Annotated in this window: 19 protein-coding genes; 10 read left to right on the top strand and 9 right to left on the bottom strand. The window is 69.7% G+C overall.

Going from position 1 to position 21,571, the window contains the following annotated elements:
• The first annotated feature begins 48 nt into the window (after positions 1 to 48).
• The 3 genes from trxB to ACMXN5_RS16395 all read left to right on the top strand — a co-directional run bounded on the left by trxB (position 49) and on the right by ACMXN5_RS16395 (position 2,822).
• Positions 49 to 996 (top strand): thioredoxin-disulfide reductase, encoded by a 948-nt coding sequence (gene trxB / locus ACMXN5_RS16405; protein WP_439675894.1) that lies wholly within the window; start codon positions 49 to 51, stop codon positions 994 to 996.
• A gap of 65 nt (positions 997 to 1,061) precedes the next feature.
• Positions 1,062 to 1,388 carry a thioredoxin gene (gene trxA / locus ACMXN5_RS16400; RefSeq protein WP_439675893.1) on the top strand — a complete coding sequence of 109 codons (327 nt, stop codon included), beginning with the start codon at positions 1,062 to 1,064 and terminating at the stop codon, positions 1,386 to 1,388.
• A gap of 255 nt (positions 1,389 to 1,643) precedes the next feature.
• Positions 1,644 to 2,822, top strand: a complete 1,179-nt coding sequence (locus ACMXN5_RS16395; RefSeq protein ID WP_439675892.1) for an N-acetylmuramoyl-L-alanine amidase — start codon at positions 1,644 to 1,646, stop codon at positions 2,820 to 2,822.
• Between the two features lie 88 nt (positions 2,823 to 2,910).
• Here ACMXN5_RS16395 and ACMXN5_RS16390 read toward each other — a convergent pair whose 3' ends face one another.
• From ACMXN5_RS16390 to rpmH, 9 genes are all read right to left on the bottom strand, one after another.
• Positions 2,911 to 3,135: a hypothetical protein gene (locus ACMXN5_RS16390; protein WP_439675891.1), complete on the bottom strand. Its 225-nt coding sequence runs from the start codon at positions 3,133 to 3,135 to the stop codon at positions 2,911 to 2,913.
• A 170-nt stretch (positions 3,136 to 3,305) separates the two neighbouring features.
• On the bottom strand, positions 3,306 to 4,472 hold the full coding sequence (locus ACMXN5_RS16385; RefSeq protein ID WP_439675890.1) for a ParB/RepB/Spo0J family partition protein: 1,167 nt from the start codon (positions 4,470 to 4,472) through the stop codon (positions 3,306 to 3,308).
• Positions 4,469 to 5,401 carry a ParA family protein gene (locus tag ACMXN5_RS16380; RefSeq protein WP_246126980.1) on the bottom strand — a complete coding sequence of 311 codons (933 nt, stop codon included), beginning with the start codon at positions 5,399 to 5,401 and terminating at the stop codon, positions 4,469 to 4,471. Before ACMXN5_RS16380 ends, ACMXN5_RS16385 begins: the two co-directional genes overlap by 4 nt.
• 273 nt (positions 5,402 to 5,674) lie before the next feature.
• Entirely contained in the window at positions 5,675 to 6,427 is a 753-nt protein-coding gene (gene rsmG, locus ACMXN5_RS16375) for a 16S rRNA (guanine(527)-N(7))-methyltransferase RsmG (protein WP_395795884.1), read from the bottom strand.
• A gap of 82 nt (positions 6,428 to 6,509) precedes the next feature.
• The gene (locus tag ACMXN5_RS16370; protein WP_439675889.1) at positions 6,510 to 7,061 is read right to left on the bottom strand and encodes a protein jag; all 552 of its coding nucleotides are present in this window, start codon (positions 7,059 to 7,061) and stop codon (positions 6,510 to 6,512) included.
• A gap of 68 nt (positions 7,062 to 7,129) precedes the next feature.
• The gene (gene yidC / locus ACMXN5_RS16365; RefSeq protein ID WP_439675888.1) at positions 7,130 to 8,302 is read right to left on the bottom strand and encodes a membrane protein insertase YidC; all 1,173 of its coding nucleotides are present in this window, start codon (positions 8,300 to 8,302) and stop codon (positions 7,130 to 7,132) included.
• Positions 8,303 to 8,304: 2 nt separating this feature from the next.
• Entirely contained in the window at positions 8,305 to 8,649 is a 345-nt protein-coding gene (gene yidD, locus ACMXN5_RS16360) for a membrane protein insertion efficiency factor YidD (protein WP_380003311.1), read from the bottom strand.
• Positions 8,646 to 9,149 (bottom strand): ribonuclease P protein component, encoded by a 504-nt coding sequence (gene rnpA, locus ACMXN5_RS16355; protein WP_126640258.1) that lies wholly within the window; start codon positions 9,147 to 9,149, stop codon positions 8,646 to 8,648. Before rnpA ends, yidD begins: the two co-directional genes overlap by 4 nt.
• 16 nt (positions 9,150 to 9,165) lie before the next feature.
• Positions 9,166 to 9,303 carry a 50S ribosomal protein L34 gene (rpmH, locus tag ACMXN5_RS16350; protein WP_010849920.1) on the bottom strand — a complete coding sequence of 46 codons (138 nt, stop codon included), beginning with the start codon at positions 9,301 to 9,303 and terminating at the stop codon, positions 9,166 to 9,168.
• A 351-nt stretch (positions 9,304 to 9,654) separates the two neighbouring features.
• Between rpmH and dnaA the strand changes: the two genes are divergently transcribed.
• The 7 genes from dnaA (at position 9,655) to gyrA (ending at position 21,571) form a co-directional block, all read left to right on the top strand.
• A complete protein-coding gene (dnaA, locus tag ACMXN5_RS16345) occupies positions 9,655 to 11,640 on the top strand; it encodes a chromosomal replication initiator protein DnaA (protein WP_439675887.1) in 1,986 nt (661 codons plus the stop codon).
• A gap of 836 nt (positions 11,641 to 12,476) precedes the next feature.
• A complete protein-coding gene (gene dnaN / locus ACMXN5_RS16340) occupies positions 12,477 to 13,610 on the top strand; it encodes a DNA polymerase III subunit beta (protein WP_078976313.1) in 1,134 nt (377 codons plus the stop codon).
• A 200-nt stretch (positions 13,611 to 13,810) separates the two neighbouring features.
• Entirely contained in the window at positions 13,811 to 14,752 is a 942-nt protein-coding gene (gnd, locus tag ACMXN5_RS16335; RefSeq protein WP_439675886.1) for a phosphogluconate dehydrogenase (NAD(+)-dependent, decarboxylating), read from the top strand.
• Positions 14,753 to 14,770: 18 nt separating this feature from the next.
• Positions 14,771 to 15,928: a DNA replication/repair protein RecF gene (recF, locus tag ACMXN5_RS16330; protein ID WP_395795790.1), complete on the top strand. Its 1,158-nt coding sequence runs from the start codon at positions 14,771 to 14,773 to the stop codon at positions 15,926 to 15,928.
• On the top strand, positions 15,921 to 16,436 hold the full coding sequence (locus tag ACMXN5_RS16325; protein ID WP_439675885.1) for a DUF721 domain-containing protein: 516 nt from the start codon (positions 15,921 to 15,923) through the stop codon (positions 16,434 to 16,436). Before recF ends, ACMXN5_RS16325 begins: the two co-directional genes overlap by 8 nt.
• A gap of 392 nt (positions 16,437 to 16,828) precedes the next feature.
• Positions 16,829 to 18,865: a DNA topoisomerase (ATP-hydrolyzing) subunit B gene (gene gyrB / locus ACMXN5_RS16320; RefSeq protein WP_395795788.1), complete on the top strand. Its 2,037-nt coding sequence runs from the start codon at positions 16,829 to 16,831 to the stop codon at positions 18,863 to 18,865.
• 81 nt (positions 18,866 to 18,946) lie between these two features.
• A complete protein-coding gene (gene gyrA, locus ACMXN5_RS16315; protein ID WP_439675884.1) occupies positions 18,947 to 21,571 on the top strand; it encodes a DNA gyrase subunit A in 2,625 nt (874 codons plus the stop codon).

Genomic DNA, 21,571 nt, shown 5'->3' with positions numbered 1-21,571 from the left:
CGCCGACCTCCGGCACGAGGCTCGACAAGGAACCAGGGAAGGCTCAGCGTGAGCGACGTCCGCAACGTGATCATCATCGGATCCGGTCCGACCGGGTACACGGCCGCCGTCTACGCAGCACGCGCGGACCTGAAGCCGTTGGTCTTCGAAGGCGCCGTCACCGCGGGCGGGGCGCTGATGAACACCACCGAGGTCGAGAACTTCCCCGGCTGGCCGGACGGCATCATGGGTCCGGACCTGATGGACAACATGCGCAAGCAGGCCGAGCGTTTCGGCGCCGAGCTGGTGCCGGACGACATCGTCGCCGTCGACCTCGCGGGCGACGTCAAGACGGTCACCGACAGCGCGGGCACCGTGCACAAGGCGCGCGCGGTGATCCTGGCGACCGGGTCGGCCTACCGCAAGCTTTCCCTGCCCAACGAGGACGCGCTGTCCGGCCGCGGGGTGTCCTGGTGCGCCACCTGCGACGGCTTCTTCTTCCGCGACCAGGACATCGCGGTGGTCGGCGGCGGCGACTCGGCGATCGAGGAGGCCACGTTCCTGTCCCGCTTCGCCCGCTCGGTGACGGTGATCCACCGCCGCGACGAACTGCGCGCGAGCAAGGCGATGCAGCATCGGGCGTTCGCGAACGAGAAGATCTCGTTCGCCTGGAACAGCGAGGTCGCGGAGATCCGGGGCGACGGCAAGCTCAGCGGCGTGCAGCTGCGGGACACCGTCACCGGCGAACTGCGCGACCTGGCGGTCACCGGCCTGTTCATCGCGGTCGGCCACGACCCGCGCACCGAGCTGGTGCGCGGCCAGATCGACCTCGACGACGAGGGCTACATCAAGGTCGACGCGCCGACCACGCGGACCAACCTCACCGGCGTCTTCGCGGCGGGCGACGTCGTGGACCACACCTACCGCCAGGCGATCACCGCGGCCGGCACCGGCTGCGCGGCCGCCCTGGACGCCGAGCACTACCTCGCCTCGCTCGGCGACGGCGTGAGCGCCTGACCCGCGCCCGCACCCCTTCGTCCGTCCTTCGTCCGTCCCACCCCCAGCACACCGAGGAGCAACCCATGGCAGGGGCCACCACCACAGTCACCGACAAGACCTTCGACACCGACGTCCTGATGAGCGACAAGCCCGTGCTCGTCGACTTCTGGGCCGAGTGGTGCGGCCCCTGCCGCCAGATCGCCCCGGCGCTCGAGCAGATCGCGGCGGAGAACGGCGACAAGCTCTCCGTGGCGAAGCTGAACATCGACGAGAACCCGGAGATCACCACCCGCTACGGCGTGCTGTCGATCCCGACCCTGCACGTGTTCCAGGGCGGCCAGATCGTCAAGACGATCGTCGGCGCCAAGCCGAAGGCGGCGCTCCTGCGGGAGCTCGACGGGCTCATCTGAGTCGATCGCATCGGCCGTACGCGAAGGGCGCTTCCCGGAATCGGGGAGCGCCCTTCGCGCGTGTCAGGGCGTACCGGCCGGGCGGCGACGAACGGGCCGCGCGCCACGGGCCGCGCACCGCCGCACCGCGCCCCCGACCCGCCCCCCGGCGCGCGGTGCGGAATCGAGGCCCCCGGACCCCCGCTCCGGTACGGGAACGACCGGATGCGCGCGTACGATCGAGTGTTGCGTCAAAACTCGGGAGGACTTCTTTCCATGACCATGCAGCGGCGGTACCGACGCGGTGACACCGGCCCCGCAGTGGCCGAGATCAGGTCCAAACTGGTGCTGCTCGGCCTCCTGCCCGCCGGTGCCCCCAGGCCGACCGACACCGGCGGTCCGGACGACCTCGGCGGCTACGCGGACGCGGTGTTCGACCACTCCGTGGACCTCGCCGTCCGGCACTTCCAGCAGCAGCGCGCGATGACCGTGGACGGCGTCGTCGGCCCGGAGACCTACCGTCACCTCGACGAGGCACGGTGGCGCCTCGGCGACCGCATGTTGTCCTACTCGGCCGGCCACCCCACCGTCGGGGACGATGTGGCCACCCTCCAGCAGCGGTTGCTCGACATGGGCTTCGACTGCGGCCGGGTGGACGGCATCCTGGGCCCGGCCACCGAGCGCGCCCTGCGCGAATTCCAACGCAACTACGGACTCGGCGCGGACGGTACGTGCGGACCGGCCACGTTCCGAGCCCTCGACCGGCTCGCGCGCACGGTCGTCGGCGGCCAACCACACGCGATGCGCGAGTCCGAACTGCTGCACCGCTCCGGCCCGTCGCTGGCCGGCAAGACCGTGGTGATCGACCCGGGCCACGGCGGCGCGGATGCCGGTGTGGTCGCACACGGGCTGACCGAGGCCGAGGTGATGTGGGACCTGGCCCGGCGCCTGGAGGGCCGCCTGTCCGCCCTGGGCGTGCGCGCCTACCTCACTCGCGGACCCGCCGAGGACGGCATCGGCGAGGAGGAGCGGGCGGCCTTCGCCAACGCCACCGACGCCGACCTCGTGATATCCCTGCACGCGGACCGCAACGACAGCCCGCGTGCCGCCGGGGTCGCGTGCTACTACTACGGCAGCGGCAGTGACCGGTACGGGCGACGCTCGCCCACCGGGGAGCACTTCGCGAGCCTGGTCCAGCGCGAACTCGTGGCGCGCACCGGCATGGTGGACGGCCGCACCCACGGCAAGGCGTGGACACTGCTGCGGCGCACCCGGATGCCCGCCGTGCGCATCGAGATGGGCTACCTCACCAACGTGGACGACGCGGCCCGGCTGGCCTCCTCGGAATTCCGCGACCACGCCGCCGAATCGGTCGTCGTGGCCCTCCAGCGGCTCTACCTGCCGCCGGACGAGGACGTGCCCACGGGGATGTTGCGGCTGCCCGTCTTCACCTGACCGTCCGCGCCGGAGCGGGCGGCGGACGATCACCACACACCGGATCGATCCCTTCCCCGGCCTGCCCCCGCGCCCCCACCGATCGCGGCTACCCGCCCGGCCGCGCCCGGGCGGTCCGATCCGTCGGGCCGCCCCGATCCACCGGCCACCGTGAGCCCTGCGGCAGCGCATGGACCGGGATCGCGGGACCCGCGGGCGTCCACGGCGGCGGACCGGGCACCCGGGACCGCGGCGAGCCACCGAGCAGGCCGCCGACGAACCCGCCGACCGCGCCCACGCCCAGACCCGCCAGGACCCAGCGCTTCGACCTCATCGTCCCTCCAGGGGTGCGGACAGGTTTCACGTGAAACACCGGCACACCGCGATCTCCGGCGGCGACGCGTTTCACGTGAAACACAAGCAAGGAAGGGGCCCGCGGTCAACGACCGCGGGCCCCTTCCCACCTTCCTTTGCCGAGCCGCTACGGGCCCATGGCGATGCCGCCTACGGGACGAGCACCGAAGTCTCCGCGTCGTCCGCGTCGTTCGCGGCGGCCGACGTCGCCTCGGCTCCCGCCTCCTCCGCCGGACCCGTGACACCGGCCGCCGCCGCGCCGCGGGCCCGCCCGGCCTGGCTGGGCACCTCCCGCTCGGCGAGCTGCTTGGCGAACTGGTCACCCTCGCCGGGTGCCATCGAGGCGAGAATGCGCTCCAGATCCTCGACCGAGGCGAACTCGACGACGATCTTGCCCTTCTTCGGACCGAGCACCACCTTCACCTCGGTCTCGAACCGGTCCTTGAGCCGATCCGCGAGATGGTTCAGCGCGGGTGCCACGATCGCGCCCGGACGCGGCTTCTGCGGCCTCGGCTTCGCCGCCGGCTCCTCGTTGTTGATCGTGCGCGCGATCTCCTCGACCGTACGCACCGTCATGCCCTCGGCGATGATCCGCTTCGACAGCTTGATCAGCTCGTCGGGCCGATCCAGCAGGGCGAGCAACGCGCGCGCGTGCCCGGCGAGCAACGTGCCCGCCGCCACCTTGGTGCGCACCTCCATCGGCAACCGCAGCAGCCGCATCGTGTTGCTCAGATGCGAACGCGAACGACCGATACGATCCGCCAGCTCCTCCTGCTTGCACCGGAACTCCTCCAGCAACTGCTGGTAGGCCAACGCCTCTTCGAGCGGGTTCAGCTCGGCGCGGTGCAGGTTCTCCAGGAGCGCGTCGAGCAGCATCTTGTCGTCGTTGGTCACCCGCACGATCGCCGGGATGCGGGTCAGCCCGGCGATGCGGGAGGCCCGCAACCGGCGCTCGCCCATCACCAGTTCGTAGCTGCCCTCGTTGGTCGAGCGCACCACGACCGGCTGGAGGACGCCCACCTCCCGGATCGACTGCACCAGTTCGGCCAGCGCGTCCTCGTCGAACACCTCGCGCGGCTGCCGCGGGTTCGGCTCGATCAGATCGACGAGCAGTTCGGCGTACAGCGCGGCCGGCGGTGCCGGTTCGGTCTTCGGCGCATCCTGCAACGGCACCGAGGTCGGCGACAGGGCCGACTCGTCCGTCGCTATCTCCGCCATCTTCCGCAGGGTCGCCGCGGCGGAGGAGGACGGCTTCAACGGCCGGGCCGGGATGAGCGATTCGAGCCCCTTGCCCAATCCCCTGCGTTGTCCGCTCATACTTCCTCCTTCGCCTTCGCCACACCGCGCAGCGCCATCTCCCGAGCCGCTTCAAGATACGACAACGCTCCGGTGGACCCCGGGTCGTAGGTCATCACGGTCTGCCCGTAGCTGGGCGCCTCGGAGATGCGGACCGAACGCGGGATCGCGGTGGGCAACACCTCGTCCGGGAAGTGGTCGCGCACCTCCTGGGCCACCTGCGAGGCCAACCGGGTCCGGGCGTCGTACATCGTCAGCAGGATCGTCGAGACGCCGAGGTTCGGGTTCAGGTGTGCGCGGACCAGTTCCACGTTGCGCAACAACTGGCCCAGCCCCTCCAGCGCGTAGTACTCGCACTGGATCGGGATGACCACCTCGGCGCCCGCGACGAGCGCGTTCACCGTCAGCAGTCCGAGCGAGGGCGGGCAGTCGATCAGGATGTAGTCCAGCGGCTGCTCGTAGGCGGCGATCGCGCGTTGCAGCCGGCTCTCCCGAGCAACCAGCGAGACGAGTTCGATCTCGGCCCCGGCGAGGTCGATCGTGGCCGGGGCACAGAACAGTCCCTCGACGTCGCGCACGGGCTGCACGACCTCGGCCAGATCGCGACCCTCGACCAGCACCTCGTAGATCGACGGCGTGCCGGCGTGATGGTCCACCCCGAGCGCGGTGGAGGCGTTGCCCTGGGGGTCGAGGTCTATCACCAGCACGCGCGCGCCGTGCATCGCCAGCGCGGCCGCGAGGTTCACGGTCGACGTGGTCTTGCCGACGCCGCCCTTCTGGTTCGCGACCACCATGACGCGGGTGCGCTCGGGGCGGGGCAATCCCTCCGAGGCGCGCCCCATCGTCTCCACGGCCTGTCTGGCCGCTCGGGCGATCGGGGTGTCTTCGATACCGGGCGCCTCTGTTTCACGTGAAACGTCGACGGCGGCACCCACACGGGGCGCCGGCATCGAGGCTGTCGGATACTCGGACGGCAACGGTCCACTCTCCTCTCCTGCCGCGGCGACATGGGAACTCGGGCCGACGGAATGACCACGCACTGCGGCGGCACCCTCAGAGGGTGTCACGTTCCGGCGCGCCTCAGGTGAGTAGAAGCGTTTCCACGGAAGGCGTTTCACGTGAAACACGATCCCGGGTGTGGTCGGGGGACGGCGTTCACGACACACCCCGAGCGGGCAGGAACGGCGTTTCAGCCGTCCGGCCCAACCCGTGAGCGAGTTCGCCTACTTGGCGGGGCGCCGCCGGGCCGGCTTGGCGGTTCGGCGCGCCTTGGCCGCCTTCGACTCCTTGGGCGCGACGGTGCCGATCCGTACCCGGACGACAGTGGTCAGCGGATCCACGATCCCGGCACCCGCGTGCGCGACCGCCCACGACACCGCGCCCAGCTTGCGCAGATCCGCCTCCGACTCCAGCAGTTCGTCGGCGGCCGAGTCGCCCTTGAGCGCCAACATCTCGCCGCCGGAGGCAAGCAACGGCAGCCCCCATCCGGCGAGCTTGGCCAGCGGCGCCACCGCGCGCGCGGTGACCACGTCGGCCCAGGTCTGCCCGCGCACCTCCTCGGCACGGCCGCGCAGCACCCGTACGTTGTCCAGGCCCAGCTCGTCGACCACCTCGTCGAGGAACGTGGTGCGCCGCAGCAGCGGCTCGACGAGGGTGATCCGCAGGTCCGGACGGACCAGGGCGAGCGGAATGCCGGGCAGGCCACCACCCGAGCCGACGTCGTGCACGATCGCGTTCTCCGCGATCAGTTCGGCGACCACGCCGCAGTTGAGCAGGTGCCGCTCCCAGAGCCGGCCGACCTCACGCGGGCCGACCATGCCCCGGCGCACGCCGGGGCCGGCCAGCATGTCGGCATAGCGGATCGCGCGGTCGAGGTTGGCCCCGAAGAGCCGCCCTGCCGCTTCCGGTGCCTCGGGCGCGCGTTCGTCCGCCGGCGGGTCGGGGGTCGTGTCGTCCTGACGTTTCACGTGGAACATCATCCCAAGAACGGCGCCGGCCCCACCTGTGGTGCAGGTGGGGCCGGCGCGACGGTTGGCGGAAACGGATCCAGGGATCCGATCAGGCGGGCAGGACGACGACGCAGCGATTGGGCTCCTCGCCCTCCGACTCGCTGCGCAGTCCGGCCTCCGCGACGGTGTCGTGCACGACCTTGCGCTCGAACGGGGTCATCGGCTCGAGCTTGAGCGAGGTACCCGCGGCCTTGACCCGTTCCACCGCTTCACCGGCGATCCGCGCCAGGTTCGCCCGCTTGGCGGCACGGAACCCGTCCACATCCAGCATCAGCCGGCTGCGCTCGCCGGTCTCCCGGTGCACCGCGAGTCGGGTCAGCTCCTGAAGGGCCTCCAGGACCTCACCCTCCCGACCGACGAGGCGCTTGAGGTCGGCGCCGGAGGATTCGCTCTCCTCGCCCGCGATCACCGAGACCGACGCGCGCCCGCCCTCGACGTCCATGTCGATGTCGCCGTCGAGGTCGGCGATGTCGAGCAGGGCCTCCAGGTAGTCCGCGGCGATCTCACCCTCCTGTTCCAGACGGCTGATCTCCTCCGCGGTGAGCGTGATCCGACGCGACGCGGCGGGTGAGTCGACGGCGGGGGTCGTGCCTTCCGTCACAGGGGAACTCCTTTGTGGACGAGTGAGCGAGTCGTGGGGGTGGGCGGCGGCCGGCCCGTCGAGGGCGGTCACTTCTTCCTCGGGTGCTTCCGGCCCTGGGGCTGCCGGCGCTGACCGGCATTGCGCGCACCGGAGTGCGGTGTCCGCGCAGTAGAGCCCTTGACCGCGCCGTTCGACCTGGCGGGTGTAGCCGAGCCGTTGCGCGTCGCGGTGTCGGCGTCGGCGTCGGGGCTCTCCTCGGCGTCGGCACCGGCCGCCTCCGCCTCGTCCCGGGCCCGAGCCTTGCGCTGCGACTTGGTCAGTCGGGTGGGCTGTTGGCGCCGGGCGGCTTGGGCCTTGAGCTCGGCCTGCTGGGCGTCGTACTCGGCCTGGTCCATCAGCTTGCCGTCGGGCAGCAGCACCTTGCCCTGCTTGCGCGCCTTCTCCGCCAGCTTCTCCTGCCGCACCTTGAACGCCGGGCTGCCGGGGGTGGGGTTGCGGTTGATCACGAACAGCTGCTGACCCATCGTCCACACGTTGGTGGTGAGCCAGTAGACGAGCACACCGACGGGGAAGTTGATGCCGAAGACCGCGAACATGATCGGGAACGCGTACATCATCAGCTTCTGCTGCTTCGCGAACGGGTTGCCCACGAGCGAAGCGGGGTCGGTGTTCTTCGTCATCAGCTGGCGCTGGGTGAAGAACTGCGACCCGGACATCAGGATGATCATCACGACCGTGACGATGCGCACCGTGGTGAGGTCGGCCCCGAGGGCTTCGATCTTGGCCGCCGAGTCGGTGAACTTGGCGGCGATCGGCGCGCCGAAGATGTGCGCCTGCTGGGCGCTGTTCACCAGGTCGCGGTCGATGACACCGACCGTCTTGTTCTGCGACACCCGCTGGAGCACGTGGAACAGGGCGAAGAAGAACGGCGACTGCACCAGGATCGGAAGGCAGCTCGAGAGCGGGTTGGTGCCCGTCTCCTTGTAGAGCTTCATCATTTCCTGGGACTGCCGCTCGCGGTCGTCCTTGTACCGCTTCTGGACTTCCTTGATGCGCGGCTGCAGCGCCTGGAGTCCACGGGTCGCCTTGATCTGCTTCACGAAGAGCGGGATCAGGCAGATCCGGATGACGACCACGAGGCAGACGATGGACAGCCCCCACGACCAGCCGCTGTTCTTGCCGAAGATCGGGCTGAACAACGAGTGGAATTGGACGATGATCCACGAGACGGCGGTATATAGGGGGTTAAGAATCCCCACGGTCAAGCTCCTCGGGCGGTGGTGTTCGCACCGGGCGCGGGCTCGGTACGGCCGGTGCTGGACGTCTGCTGCCGCTCCTGCGGCTCCGACTCCGAGCGCGACTTCCGCTCGGGAAGTCGCCACGGTCGGCGTGTGCGCGGCGGCACAGGATCGACACCGCCAGAGTTCCAGGGGTTGCAGCGCAGGATGCGCCACACGGTGAGATAGGTGCCCTTGACGGCACCGTGCACGGACATCGCCTCATACCCATAATGCGAGCACGACGGGTAGAAGCGACACACCGGCCCCAGCATCGGGCTGATCGTCCACTGATAGACCCGAATGAACCCCATGAACAGGTACTTCACGCCGTCGCTCCCGGCTTGGCCGCGGGCCCATCCGCTCGAACCGCGACGGGGCGCCCGGCCCGGCCCAGGAGCCGGTCGAACGCTGCGTCCAGATCCCGTGCCAGGTCGGAATGGTCCGCCTGGGCTGCGGGTGGCAATGCCCGTACCACGACCAGGCTACCTGCCGGGAGCAGGGCCATCCGATCGCGTATGAGGTGGCGTAGCCGACGCTTGACGACGTTACGGACAACAGCGGGACCGACGGCCTTGCTCACGACGAAACCCGCACGCGGTGGTGGAGCGTGCTCCACTTCCGCGTGCGGGTCCTCTGCCACAGATTGGCGCAGGGTGTCCGGCTCGGACGGCTGCGCGGTCGCCGGGGTGTGCGTGGGCGCGCCGAGTCCGCTCGTCTCCTGGCGATGCAGGTGGACGACCAGGCTCGGACGGCCGGCTCGACGCCCGCGGCGAACCGCGATCGCGAAGTCCTCGCGCCGCCTCAGCCGGTTATCGGCAGGCAGCACGGAGAGATCCGCGAACTCAGGCGGAAAGCTCCGCGCGGCCCTTGCGGCGACGGGCAGCAAGGATGGCGCGACCGGCACGGGTGCGCATGCGCAGCCGGAACCCGTGGGTCTTCGCCCGGCGACGGTTGTTCGGCTGGAAGGTGCGCTTGCTCACTCGGGGGCTCCAGGATTTGAATCGTGGGCCGGCAGAAAAGACCGCCGGCCACCACCGTACGTCCGCATCGACATGATCTCGGACATGCGGCAGCGGTCGTCAGACAACTAGACCGGCCCACGGTACGTACCAACAGGGGACGGGGTCAAATGGGGGATCCGGGGCACGTCGCCCACCTGCGGAAACGCCCTGTCGGGCAGGCTGTACACAGGCTGTGGACAACGGCTTGAGCGGGTGGATGGCCGCCACTACCGTGAACTGGTGGAGTCGGACCGGAGCGCTCGCTCCCGGGGTCCGGGACACTGGGAGCCCTCCCGAGACCTGCGTCGATGCAATGAAAGAGCGTGCACTGTGGCTGACATCACCAGCGACCTCGCCGCAGTCTGGGCACGGTTCCTGGAACGACTGGCCACCGACGACTCGGTCACGGCCAAGGACAAGGGATGGCTCCAGCGCACCCAGCCGCTGACCCTCTTCTCCGACACCGCACTGCTCGCGGTGCCGAACGAGTTCGCCAAGGAAGTGCTGGAGACCCGGCTCCGCCAAGTGGTGACGGACGCGCTGAGTCACGGTTTCGGGCGGCCGATCCGCTTCGCGGTCAGCGTCGAGCCGGGTGCGGGCGAGCCGGAGCAGGTACCCGAGCGGCACGAGCGCTCGCCGCGGCACGACGACTACAACCCCGGTCCGTACGGGCGTCCCGCCTACGGCGACCGCTACGGCCGCGACGGCTACCCCCAGGAGCCCTACCCGCAGGAGCCGTACGGCCAGCAGCCGTATCGCCAGGACCGCGACCCGTACGCCGAGCCGCAGTACCAGCAGGACTACGAGCGCTACGCGCCCGGACCGTACCGGGACCAGCGTGATCCCCGGGAGACGCGTGATCCCCGCGAGTCCCGCGAGCCGCGTGATCCCCGGGAGGCGCGCGAGGGCCGGGACGGTCGGGATCCGCGTGATCGCGACCACCGGGACTCCCGCGATCCGCGCGATTCCCGTGATCAATACGGATATGGCGGCGGGCCGGGCGGCTCGTCCGATCATCCGGGAATTCCGCCGTCCGACGGAACACTCTTCGCCGATCGCGAGGACCTGTTCGGGGCACCCGGCTTTTCCACACCTCCCGTCCACAGCTTTGTGGATACTTCGACACATCAATCCGGCGACAGAGAGCCGGTGTCGGGCGCCCCGCAACCGCCGCAGCAGTCGCCGCCCCACCAGCCGCCCTCGGTCCCGCCGGCCGACGTGCCCGGGAACCGGCCGCTGCGGCTGGCCCGGCCGGGCACCGGCCGCGAGCACGGGGTGGTCGAGCACGAACCGGCCGCGCGGCTGAACCCCAAGTACCTGTTCGAGACCTTCGTCATCGGCTCCAGCAACCGGTTCGCGCACGCGGCCGCGGTAGCCGTGGCCGAGGCGCCCGCGAAGGCGTACAACCCGCTGTTCATCTACGGCGAGTCGGGGCTGGGCAAGACCCACCTGCTGCATGCGATCGGGCACTACGCGAAGAGCCTGTATCCGGGCACGCGGGTGCGCTACGTGAGCTCGGAGGAGTTCACCAACGAGTTCATCAACTCGATCCGCGACGGCAAGGCCGACGGCTTCCGCCGGCGTTATCGAGATGTCGACGTTCTGCTGGTGGACGACATCCAATTCCTGGAGACCAAGGAGCAGACCCAGGAGGAGTTCTTCCACACCTTCAATACGCTCCACAACGCGAACAAGCAGATCGTCATCTCGTCGGACCGGCCGCCCAAGCAGCTGGTGACCCTGGAGGATCGACTGCGCAATCGTTTCGAGTGGGGGCTGTTGACCGACGTCCAGCCGCCCGAATTGGAGACCCGGATCGCGATCCTGCGCAAGAAGGCGATCCAGGAGGGGTTGAACGCGCCGCCGGACGTGCTGGAGTACATCGCCAGCAAGATCTCGCGGAACATCCGCGAGCTGGAGGGCGCGCTGATCCGGGTGACCGCGTTCGCGAGCCTGAACCGGCAGCCGGTGGACCTGCAGCTGACCGAGATCGTGCTCAAGGACCTGATTCCGGACAGCGCGGGGCCCGAGATCACGGCGACCACGATCATGGCGCACACCGCGGCCTACTTCGGGCTGTCCGTCGAGGACCTGTGCGGCACCTCGCGCAGCCGGGTGCTGGTGACCGCGCGCCAGATCGCCATGTATCTGTGCCGCGAGCTGACCGATCTGTCGTTGCCGAAGATCGGCGCCCAGTTCGGCGGGCGCGATCACACCACCGTGATGCACGCCGACCGCAAGATCCGCTCGCTGATGGCCGAGCGGCGGTCGATCTACAACCAGGTGACCGAGTTGACGAACCGGATCAAGAGCTGATTCGAGCCCCGATCACCCGCTCGGGCCGGCCGGCGTTCCCTTTTCGGGGCGCCGGCCTTCTTGTGTGCGATGTGACCTTCATCTCATCGGCTCCGATGTGGGTGAGTTATCCACCGATCGGCGCCGAGTCGGGCATCCACACCATGGGGACGACCTGTTTACCGTCGAGTTCCCCACAATGGCTGCGGGAACCTGGGGAAAACGCCGGCGAGCCGGCAGGTCAGGTTCCTGTGGTGATGTGGAGCGGAGTCCTCCACAGACTGTGGATAACTTTCCCGTGGCGCACCGTCCATCGTCGTGTTGTCCGGTTGTCCACGTCCCGTCCACCGGAAATCGCGGCTTGTCCCCAGGTTGTCCACGGATCTGTCCACAGTCGGGCCGGTTTCACCCCTTACGGTGAATCCCGAGCCGAATGGCGTCCGCAGGGGGTGGGGACAAGTGGCCCCCAACCTGGGGATTGTTTGGGGACAACCGGGGGTACGGCTGGGGACGACCTGTGGAGCCAATTCGGGCATCCACAGACACAGGGGGTTTATCCACGGGTTCACCCACACCCCGAAGTGGATAAAAAAGCGGGTCTGACCTGCGCATATACCGGTTATCCACGGTATCCACACCCCCTACTACTACGACCACGCGTAGTTCAAGATCGATCCACGGAAAACGGTCGGGGCGGGCCGAATCTGTGGACTGCGGGTTTGCCGGGGGCTGCGCGGGCTGTCGGCGCGGTGCGTCAGACTGTGTCCCGGTGGTAGGCCCCGACGGCCCGACACCGACGCCGAAACGAACGGCGACCAAACGACAGACGGCCGGCAACGGCAGGAGGCGGTGAACCGGTGAAGTTCCGGGTCGAGCGTGACGTTCTCGCTGATGCGGTGGCGTGGACCGCGCGGAGTCTCCCGGCGCGGCCGGCGGTTCCCGTCCTCGCCGGATTGCTCCTGGAGGCGGCCGACCAGCGGCTGACGCTGTCCAGCTTCGACTACGAGGTCTCCGCCCGCGGTGGCGTCGAGGCCGAGGTGGACGAGCCGGGCCGGGTGCTGGTGTCCGGGCGACTGCTCGCCGACATCTCCAAGAGCCTGCCGAACCGCCCCGTCGAGGTGTCCACCGACGGCGCCAAGGTGACCGTGGTCTGCGGCAGCGCCCGCTTCACGTTGCCCACACTCCCCGTGGAGGACTACCCGGCGCTGCCGGAGATGCCCACCGCCGCGGGTGCCGTCGAGGGCGACGTCTTCGCCGCCGCCGTGGCCCAGGTGGCCATCGCCGCCGGCCGCGACGACACGCTGCCGATGCTGACCGGCGTCCGGGTCGAGATCGAAGGCGACCTGGTCACCCTGGCCGCCACCGACCGATACCGGCTCGCGGTCCGCCAGTTCCACTGGAAGCCCGAGGCCGACGGCCTCTCCTCGGCGGTGGCCCTGGTGCCCGCCAAGACGCTCAACGACACCGCCAAGTCGCTGACCCAGGGCGACAGCGTGCAGATCGCGCTGTCCGGGGACAAGATCGGCGAGGGCATGATCGGCTTCGAGGGTTCGGGCCGGCGCACCACCACCCGCCTGCTCGAAGGCGAATTCCCCAAGTACCGCGCGTTGTTCCCGGAGCAGTCGGAGACGGTCGCCACCGTCGAGACCGCGCCGTTCGTGGACGCGGTCAAGCGCGTGTCCCTGGTCGCCGAGCGCAACACCCCCGTGCGGCTGTCCTTCTCCGACGGCCGACTCGTGCTCGAAGCCGGCTCCGGCGACGAGGCCCAGGCGTCCGAGGCGATCGAGGCGGGCCTGGAGGGCGAGGAGATCTCGATCGCCTTCAACCCGACGTTCCTGCTCGAGGGACTGAGCGCGATCAACTCCCCCGTCGCCCAGATCTCCTTCACCACGTCCACGAAGCCCGCCGTGATGACCGGCAAGCCCGACGTGGAGGCCGAGGCCACCGACGAGTACCGCTACCTGATCATGCCGGTGCGGCTCTCCGGCTGATCCGGGCGGCGTCGAACCGGGCCGGGGCACAACCGGGTTCGGCCGACGCGCCGGTGCATACCCCGCGGCCGCACGGGCAACCGCTACCCGCGTACCGTCGACGCGGTGAAAGCCCCCGCCCCTACGAGGGCGCCGGGGGCGCGGAAGCGGCCTCGGCGGTGCCCCACCCGGCATCGCAGCAGCGAACGAAGGATTTCAGGATGCAGCTCGGACTCGTCGGCCTCGGCAAGATGGGTGGCAACATGCGCGAGCGGTTGCGCCGCGCGGGCCACACGGTGGTGGGCTACGACCGCAACCCCGACGTGGCGGACGTCCACAGCCTGGGGGAACTTGTGGACACGCTCACCGAGCCGCGCGTGGTGTGGGTGATGGTGCCGGCGGGGGCACCGACCCAGGCCACCATCGACGAGCTCGGCGAACTGCTGTCCCCGGGCGATGTGGTCGTCGACGGCGGCAACTCGCGCTGGACGGACGACATCAAGCACGCCGAGGCGCTGGCCAAGAAGGACATCGGCTTCGTCGACTGCGGCGTCTCCGGCGGCGTGTGGGGCCGGGACAACGGTTACGCGCTGATGTGCGGCGGGGACGCGGCCGACATCGCCAAGGTGCAGCCGATCTTCGACGCGCTCAAGCCCGAGGGCCCGGCCGGCTTCGTGCACGCGGGCAAGGTCGGCGCCGGGCACTTCGCCAAGATGGTGCACAACGGCATCGAATACGCGCTGATGCAGGCCTATGCCGAGGGCTGGGAACTGCTCGAGGCCGCCGACGTGGTCACCGACGTGCGCGAGGTCTTCCGCAGCTGGCAGGAGGGCACCGTCATCCGTTCCTGGCTGCTCGACCTGGCCGTGCGCGCGATGGACGACGATGAGCACCTGGAGGGCCTGCGCGGCTACGCGGAGGACTCCGGCGAAGGCCGCTGGACGGTCGAGGCGGCGATCGACCACGCCGTACCGCTGCCCGCGATCACCGCGTCGCTGTTCGCCCGGTTCGCCTCGCGTCAGGACGACTCGCCGCAGATGAAGATGGTCGCCGCGCTGCGCAACCAGTTCGGTGGGCACGCGGTCACCGCCGCGTCGACGCACAAGGGCGCCGACGCCCCCGGCGCCGACGTCACGCCGCCGAAGGAGGCCGACGCGGGCTGACCGGCAGCCCGCCCGCCCATGCATGTAGCGCACCTGTCACTCGTCGACTACCGGTCGTACGCCCGGGTCGAGGTTCCCCTCGAACCGGGCGTGACCGCGTTCGTGGGGCCCAACGGCCAGGGCAAGACCAACCTGGTCGAGGCGATCGGCTACCTGGCCACGCTCGGCAGCCACCGGGTCGCCTCCGACGCGCCCCTGGTCCGGCTCGGCGCCGAGCGGGCCTATGTCCGCGCGAGCATCGTCCGCGAGGACGGCCGCAGCGCGCTGGCCGAGTTGGAGATCAACCCCGGCAAGGCCAACCGGGCCCGGATCAACCGCTCGGCCGCCACCCGGCCGCGCGATCTGCTCGGGCTGCTGCGCACCGTGCTGTTCGCGCCGGAGGACCTGGCCCTGGTCAAGGGCGACCCCGGGGAACGCCGCCGGTTCCTGGACGAGTTGTTGACCGCGCGCACCCCTCGGCTGCTGGGGGTGCGGCAGGACTACGACCGGGTGCTCAAACAGCGCAACACGCTGCTGCGGACCGCGGCGCTGGCCCGTCGGGCGGGCGGCGGCCGCAGCGGGGCGCTGAGCACGCTCGACGTGTGGGACGAACATCTGGCCGCGACCGGCGCCGAGTTGACCGCGGCCCGGCTCGACCTGGTCGCCGCGCTGCAACCCCTGGTGGACAAGGCGTACGACGCGTTGTCCACAGGCGGTGGACCGATCGTGCTCGACTACCGCAGTTCGATGTCCGAGGACCCGCTGCCCTCGGACCGGGCCGGGATCCACGCGGTGCTCACCGCCGCGATCGCCGCCGGTCGGGCGGCGGAGGTCGAGCGCGGACAGACCCTGGTCGGCCCGCATCGCGACGATCTCGTGCTGCGCTTGGGCCCGTTGCCCGCGAAGGGCTACGCCAGCCACGGCGAGTCCTGGTCGTACGCGCTGGCGCTGCGGCTGGGCTCCTACGAACTGCTGCGCGCGGACGGGGGCGAGCCGGTTCTGGTGCTCGACGACGTGTTCGCCGAGCTGGACGTCACCCGGCGGGCGCGGCTGGCCGAGATGGTCGCGCACGGCGAGCAGGTGCTGGTCACGGCCGCGGTGGCCGAGGACGTGCCGCCCGCGCTCGTGGGCGCGCGCTACGACGTCGCCGCCGGCGAGGTGCGCAAGGTCGAGGGGACGGGGGTCGAGGGTGAGTGACGAGGGCCACATCCCGCCCGTCGCGGGCGACGCCGGCGCGGCCGAGCCGACGCGCGGCATCGACCTGGCCCGCGCCGCGCTGACCCAGGCCCGGGCCCAGGCGCGCACCCGGTACGACCACCGGCAGGACCAGGATCGGGCCCGGCGTGGCTTGAAACGCAGCGGTTCCGGACCCGACGACCGCGACCCCCAGCCGCTGCGGCAGATCATGGGGCGCCTGGTCAGCGAGCGCGGCTGGCAGACCCCGGCGGCGGTGCACGGCGTACTCCAGCGCTGGCCGGAAATCGTCGGCCCCGCGCTGGCGGCCAACTGCCGTCCGGAGCGGTTCGAGGACGGCGAACTCGTGGTGCGCGCCGAATCCGACAACTACGCCACCCAATTGCGCTGGCTCGCGCCGAAACTGCTCGCCCGGCTCAACCAGGAGCTGGGCGACGGCACCGTCACCTACATCCGCGTCCTCGGTCCGGCCCAGGAGCGCCGCCGGGGCGCGTGGCGCGCCCAGCCGTAGACGGTTTCCGGCCACGGGCCACACGGTCCGCGCCGATCCGGGCGGGTGCGCCGGCCGCCGGCGACCGCGTCGGCGGGGGCGATGTGTCCGGTGTCATACCGGTCTGACACGCTGTCACCATCCGAGTCGCCCGCGCCGCGTGGACAGGCATGAGAGCGATTCGGGACCCCGGGGCAAGTGGGGGGACATGCGACAGGGCACATCAGGGCGCCACACGCGGACACAGGGCCCTTGGGAACCCATCTTTGTGTCGCCCCGACCGGTAGACTGAACCAGCAATACCGCTCATGCGGATCCTGTTTCGACTTCCGCGGCTCCGTGCCCGGGGGCGTGTCGGACCGGCTGCCTGCCCTTCGACGCACCCTGCCGTTCCTGCTCCCGGGCAGGGAGCCGTGCTGTGCCAGAAAGGGCGCTTCGTGGCCGATTCCGGCAACCCCAAGGAGAATGACGTGGCCGGCTCGCCGGAAACCTCTGCCGCGAGCAACGGGCAGTCCTACGGCGCGAGCGACATCCAGGTCCTGGAGGGCCTCGACGCGGTCCGCAAGCGCCCGGGCATGTACATCGGTTCCACCGGTGAGCGCGGTCTGCACCACCTCGTCTACGAGGTCGTGGACAACTCGGTCGACGAGGCGCTGGCGGGGCACGCGACGCACATCGAGGCGACGATCCTCGCCGACGGCGGCGTGCGCGTGGTGGACAACGGCCGCGGTATCCCGGTCGACATGCACCCGGTGGAGAAGAAGCCCGCGGTCGAGGTCGTCCTGACCATCCTGCACGCCGGCGGCAAGTTCGGCGGCGGCGGCTACTCGGTCTCCGGCGGTCTGCACGGCGTCGGCGTCTCCGTGGTCAACGCGCTGTCCTCGCGCCTCGCGGTGGACATCCGCCGCGACGGCTACCGCTGGACGCAGGACTACAAGCTGGGCACCCCCACCGCGCCGCTGGAGCGGCACGAGGCGGCCACCGAGACCGGCACCACGGTCACCTTCTGGGCCGACCCGGACATCTTCGAGACCACGGTCTACTCGTTCGAGACGCTCTCTCGGCGCTTCCAGGAGATGGCCTTCCTCAACAAGGGCCTGACCATCTCGCTCCGGGACGAGCGCCCGGACCATGTGGACGAGAAGGGCGAGCAGCTCTCGGTCACGTACCACTACGAGGGCGGCATCGCCGACTTCGTGCGCTACCTCAACTCGCGCAAGGGCGAGCTGGTCCACCCCTCGGTGATCGACATCGAGGCCGAGGACAAGTCGCGCACCATCTCGGTGGAAGTCGCGATGCAGTGGAACTCGCAGTACACCGAGGGTGTGCACAGCTTCGCGAACACGATCCACACGCATGGCGGCGGCACCCACGAAGAGGGCTTCCGGTCCGCGCTGACCGCGCTGATCAACCGCTACGCGCGGGAGAAGAAGCTGCTCAAGGAGAAGGACGAGAACCTCGCCGGCGAGGACATCCGCGAGGGTCTGACCGCGATCATCTCGGTCAAGCTCGGCGACCCGCAGTTCGAGGGCCAGACCAAGGACAAGCTGGGCAACACCGAGGCGAAGACGTTCGTGCAGCGGGTGGTGCACGAGCACCTCACCGACTGGCTCGACCGCAACCCGAGCGAGGCCGCGGACATCATCCGCAAGGGCATCCAGGCGGCCACCGCGCGGATGGCGGCGCGCAAGGCGCGCGACCTGACCCGGCGCAAGGGTCTGCTGGAGACCGCCTCGCTGCCGGGCAAGCTCAGCGACTGCCAGAGCAACGACCCGTCCAAGTGCGAGATCTTCATCGTCGAGGGCGACTCGGCCGGCGGCTCGGCCAAGTCCGGCCGCGACCCGATGTACCAGGCGATCCTGCCGATCCGCGGCAAGATCCTGAACGTCGAGAAGGCCCGGATCGACAAGATCCTGCAGAACACCGAGGTCCAGGCGCTCATCTCGGCCTTCGGCACCGGTGTGCACGAGGACTTCGACATCGAGAAGCTGCGCTATCACAAGATCATCCTGATGGCGGACGCCGACGTCGACGGTCAGCACATCAACACCCTGCTGCTGACCTTCCTGTTCCGCTTCATGCGCCCGCTGGTCGAGGCCGGCCACGTGTACCTCTCCCGGCCGCCGCTGTACAAGATCAAGTGGAGCCGGGACGACTTCGAGTACGCCTACTCCGACCGCGAGCGCGACGCGCTGCTCGAACTCGGCCGACAGGCGGGCAAGCGGGCCAAGGACGACTCGATCCAGCGCTTCAAGGGCCTCGGCGAGATGAACGCCGAGGAGCTTCGGGTGACCACGATGGACATCGACCACCGCGTCCTGGGTCAGGTCACCCTCGACGACGCGGCCCAGGCCGACGAACTGTTCTCGGTGCTCATGGGTGAGGACGTCGAGGCTCGTCGCTCGTTCATCCAGCGCAACGCCAAGGACGTCAGGTTCCTGGACATCTGACCGGCCGGGGCATCCGCCTGCCGGCGGATATCCACATCCGAGTCGGCCCCACGTCACAGCTCGAAAGGACATTGACCAGCAATGGCCGATGAGAACACCCCGGCGCCCGAAGGCGACCAGGAGGACGCGGTGAACAGCACCGGCGGCCTGCGGATCGAGCCGGTCGGGCTCGAGACCGAGATGCAGCGCAGCTACCTCGACTACGCGATGAGCGTGATCGTCTCGCGCGCCCTGCCCGACGTGCGCGACGGCCTCAAGCCGGTGCACCGGCGCGTGCTCTACGCGATGTACGACGGCGGCTACCGGCCCGAGAAGGGCTTCTACAAGTGCGCCCGCGTCGTCGGTGACGTCATGGGTACGTACCACCCGCACGGCGACACCTCCATCTACGACGCGCTGGTGCGCCTGGCCCAGCCGTGGTCGATGCGCATGCCGCTGGTGGACAGCAACGGCAACTTCGGCTCGCCGGGCAACGACCCGGCCGCGGCCATGCGGTACACCGAGTGCAAGCTCAAGTGGCTGTCCATGGAGATGCTCCGGGACATCGACGAGGAGACCGTCGATCTCCAGGACAACTACGACGGCCGCAACCAGGAGCCGACGGTCCTGCCGGCCCGGTTCCCGAACCTGCTGGTCAACGGGTCCGCCGGCATCGCGGTCGGCATGGCGACCAACATCCCGCCGCACAACCTGCGCGAGGTCGCGTCGGGCGCGCAGTGGTTCCTGCAGAACCCGGACGTGTCCGCGGAGGAGCTGCAGGACGCCCTGATCGAGCGGATCAAGGGCCCGGACTTCCCCAGCGGCGCACTGGTCGTCGGCCGGCGCGGCATCGAGGACGCGTACCGCACCGGGCGCGGCTCGATCACCATGCGCGCCGTGGTCGAGGTCGAGGAGATCCAGAACCGGCAGTGCCTGGTGGTCACCGAACTGCCCTACCAGGTCAACCCGGACAACCTCGCGCAGAAGATCGCCGACCTGGTCAAGGACGGCAAGATCGGCGGCATCGCCGACGTGCGCGACGAGACCTCCTCGCGTACCGGGCAGCGCCTGGTGATCGTGCTCAAGCGCGACGCGGTGGCCAAGGTCGTGCTGAACAACCTGTACAAGCACACCCAGCTGCAGGACACCTTCGGCGCGAACATGCTCGCGCTGGTGGACGGTGTGCCGCGCACGCTCTCGATCGACCTGTTCATCCGCAACTGGGTGGACCACCAGATCGAGGTGATCGTCCGGCGGACCCGCTTCCGGCTGCGCAAGGCGGAGGAGCGCGCGCACATCCTGCGCGGTCTGCTCAAGGCCCTCGACGCGATCGAGGAGGTCATCGCGCTGATCCGGGCCTCGAACACGGTGGACGAGGCGCGGACCGGCCTGATCGGGCTCCTGGAGATCGACGAGATCCAGGCCAACGCGATCCTGGAGATGCAGCTGCGTCGCCTGGCCGCCCTCGAGCACCAGAAGATCACCGCCGAGCACGACGAGCTGATGGCGAAGATCACCGACTACCAGGCGATCCTGGCCTCGCCGGAGCGGCAGCGGCAGATCATCAGCGAGGAACTGGCCGCGATCGTCGAGAAGTTCGGCGACGACCGGCGCAGCCAGCTGGTGCCCTTCGACGGCGACATGTCCATCGAGGACCTGATCGCCGAAGAGGACATCGTCATCACCATCACCCGGGGCGGCTACGTCAAGCGCACCCGGACCGACCTGTATCGCTCGCAAAAGCGCGGCGGCAAGGGCGTGCGGGGGGCGCATCTGAAGCAGGACGACATCGTCGACCACTTCTTCGTGACCACCACGCACCACTGGATCCTGTTCTTCACGAACAAGGGCCGGGTGTATCGGGCGAAGGCGTACGAGCTGCCGGACACCGGTCGCGAGGCGCGTGGGCAACACGTGGCCAACCTGCTGGCGTTCCAGCCCGACGAGAAGATCGCCCAGGTGCTCGACCTGCGCGACTACGAGGTCGCGCCGTATCTGGTGCTCGCGACCAAGGCCGGTCTGGTGAAGAAGACCGCGCTCAAGGAGTACGACACCAACCGCTCGGCGGGCGTGATCGCGATCAACCTGCGCTCGGACGAGGCCGGTGACGACGACGAGGTGATCGGCGCCGAGCTGGTCTCCGCGGACGACGACCTGCTGCTGGTCAGCAAGAAGGCGCAGTCGATCCGGTTCACCGCCACGGACGAGTCGTTGCGGCCGATGGGTCGCGCGACGTCCGGGGTGAAGGGCATGAGCTTCCGCGAAGGCGACGAACTGCTGTCGATGAACGTGGTGCGCGAGGGCACGTTCGTGTTCACCGCCACCGATGGCGGCTTCGCGAAGCGAACCAGTGTGGACGAGTATCGCGTCCAGGGTCGTGGGGGCCTCGGCATCAAGGCTGCCAAGATCGTCGAGGACCGCGGTTCACTCGTCGGGGCGCTCGTGGTGGACGACACGGATGAAATCCTGGCCATCACCCTCGGCGGCGGAGTGATCCGTACCCGCGCCGCGGGTGTCCGGCACACCGGACGTGACACGATGGGTGTGCAGCTGATCAACCTGGGTAAGGGCGACGCCGTTGTCGGCATCGCACGTAACGCCGAACCTGAGCCCGAGGCCGAGATCGACCCTGAGGTCGATGGGGCCGAAGCCGGTGCGGCCGATGGCACGCACGAGCCGACCTCCACCATCGCAGGGGAGGTCGCGCCCGGCGGGCAGGAAGGGTGA

It is taken from the genome of Embleya australiensis (genome assembly GCF_051903075.1).
In the GTDB taxonomy this organism is placed as follows: Bacteria; Actinomycetota; Actinomycetes; order Streptomycetales; family Streptomycetaceae; genus Embleya.
Note: the sequence above shows the minus strand (reverse complement) of the source record. Positions and strands in the feature narration are given on the sequence as shown.

What these genes read in the sequence shown, in the direction of transcription:
- trxA (WP_439675893.1), top strand. Translation starts at nt 1,062, where the DNA reads ATGGCAGGGGCCACCACCACAGTCACCGACAAGACCTTCGACACCGAC.
- ACMXN5_RS16395 (WP_439675892.1), top strand. Translation starts at nt 1,644, where the DNA reads ATGACCATGCAGCGGCGGTACCGACGCGGTGACACCGGCCCCGCAGTG.
- ACMXN5_RS16390 (WP_439675891.1), bottom strand. Translation starts at nt 3,135, where the DNA reads ATGAGGTCGAAGCGCTGGGTCCTGGCGGGTCTGGGCGTGGGCGCGGTC.
- ACMXN5_RS16385 (WP_439675890.1), bottom strand. Translation starts at nt 4,472, where the DNA reads ATGAGCGGACAACGCAGGGGATTGGGCAAGGGGCTCGAATCGCTCATC.
- ACMXN5_RS16380 (WP_246126980.1), bottom strand. Translation starts at nt 5,401, where the DNA reads ATGCCGGCGCCCCGTGTGGGTGCCGCCGTCGACGTTTCACGTGAAACA.
- rsmG (WP_395795884.1), bottom strand. Translation starts at nt 6,427, where the DNA reads ATGTTCCACGTGAAACGTCAGGACGACACGACCCCCGACCCGCCGGCG.
- gnd (WP_439675886.1), top strand. Translation starts at nt 13,811, where the DNA reads ATGCAGCTCGGACTCGTCGGCCTCGGCAAGATGGGTGGCAACATGCGC.
- recF (WP_395795790.1), top strand. Translation starts at nt 14,771, where the DNA reads ATGCATGTAGCGCACCTGTCACTCGTCGACTACCGGTCGTACGCCCGG.
- gyrA (WP_439675884.1), top strand. Translation starts at nt 18,947, where the DNA reads ATGGCCGATGAGAACACCCCGGCGCCCGAAGGCGACCAGGAGGACGCG.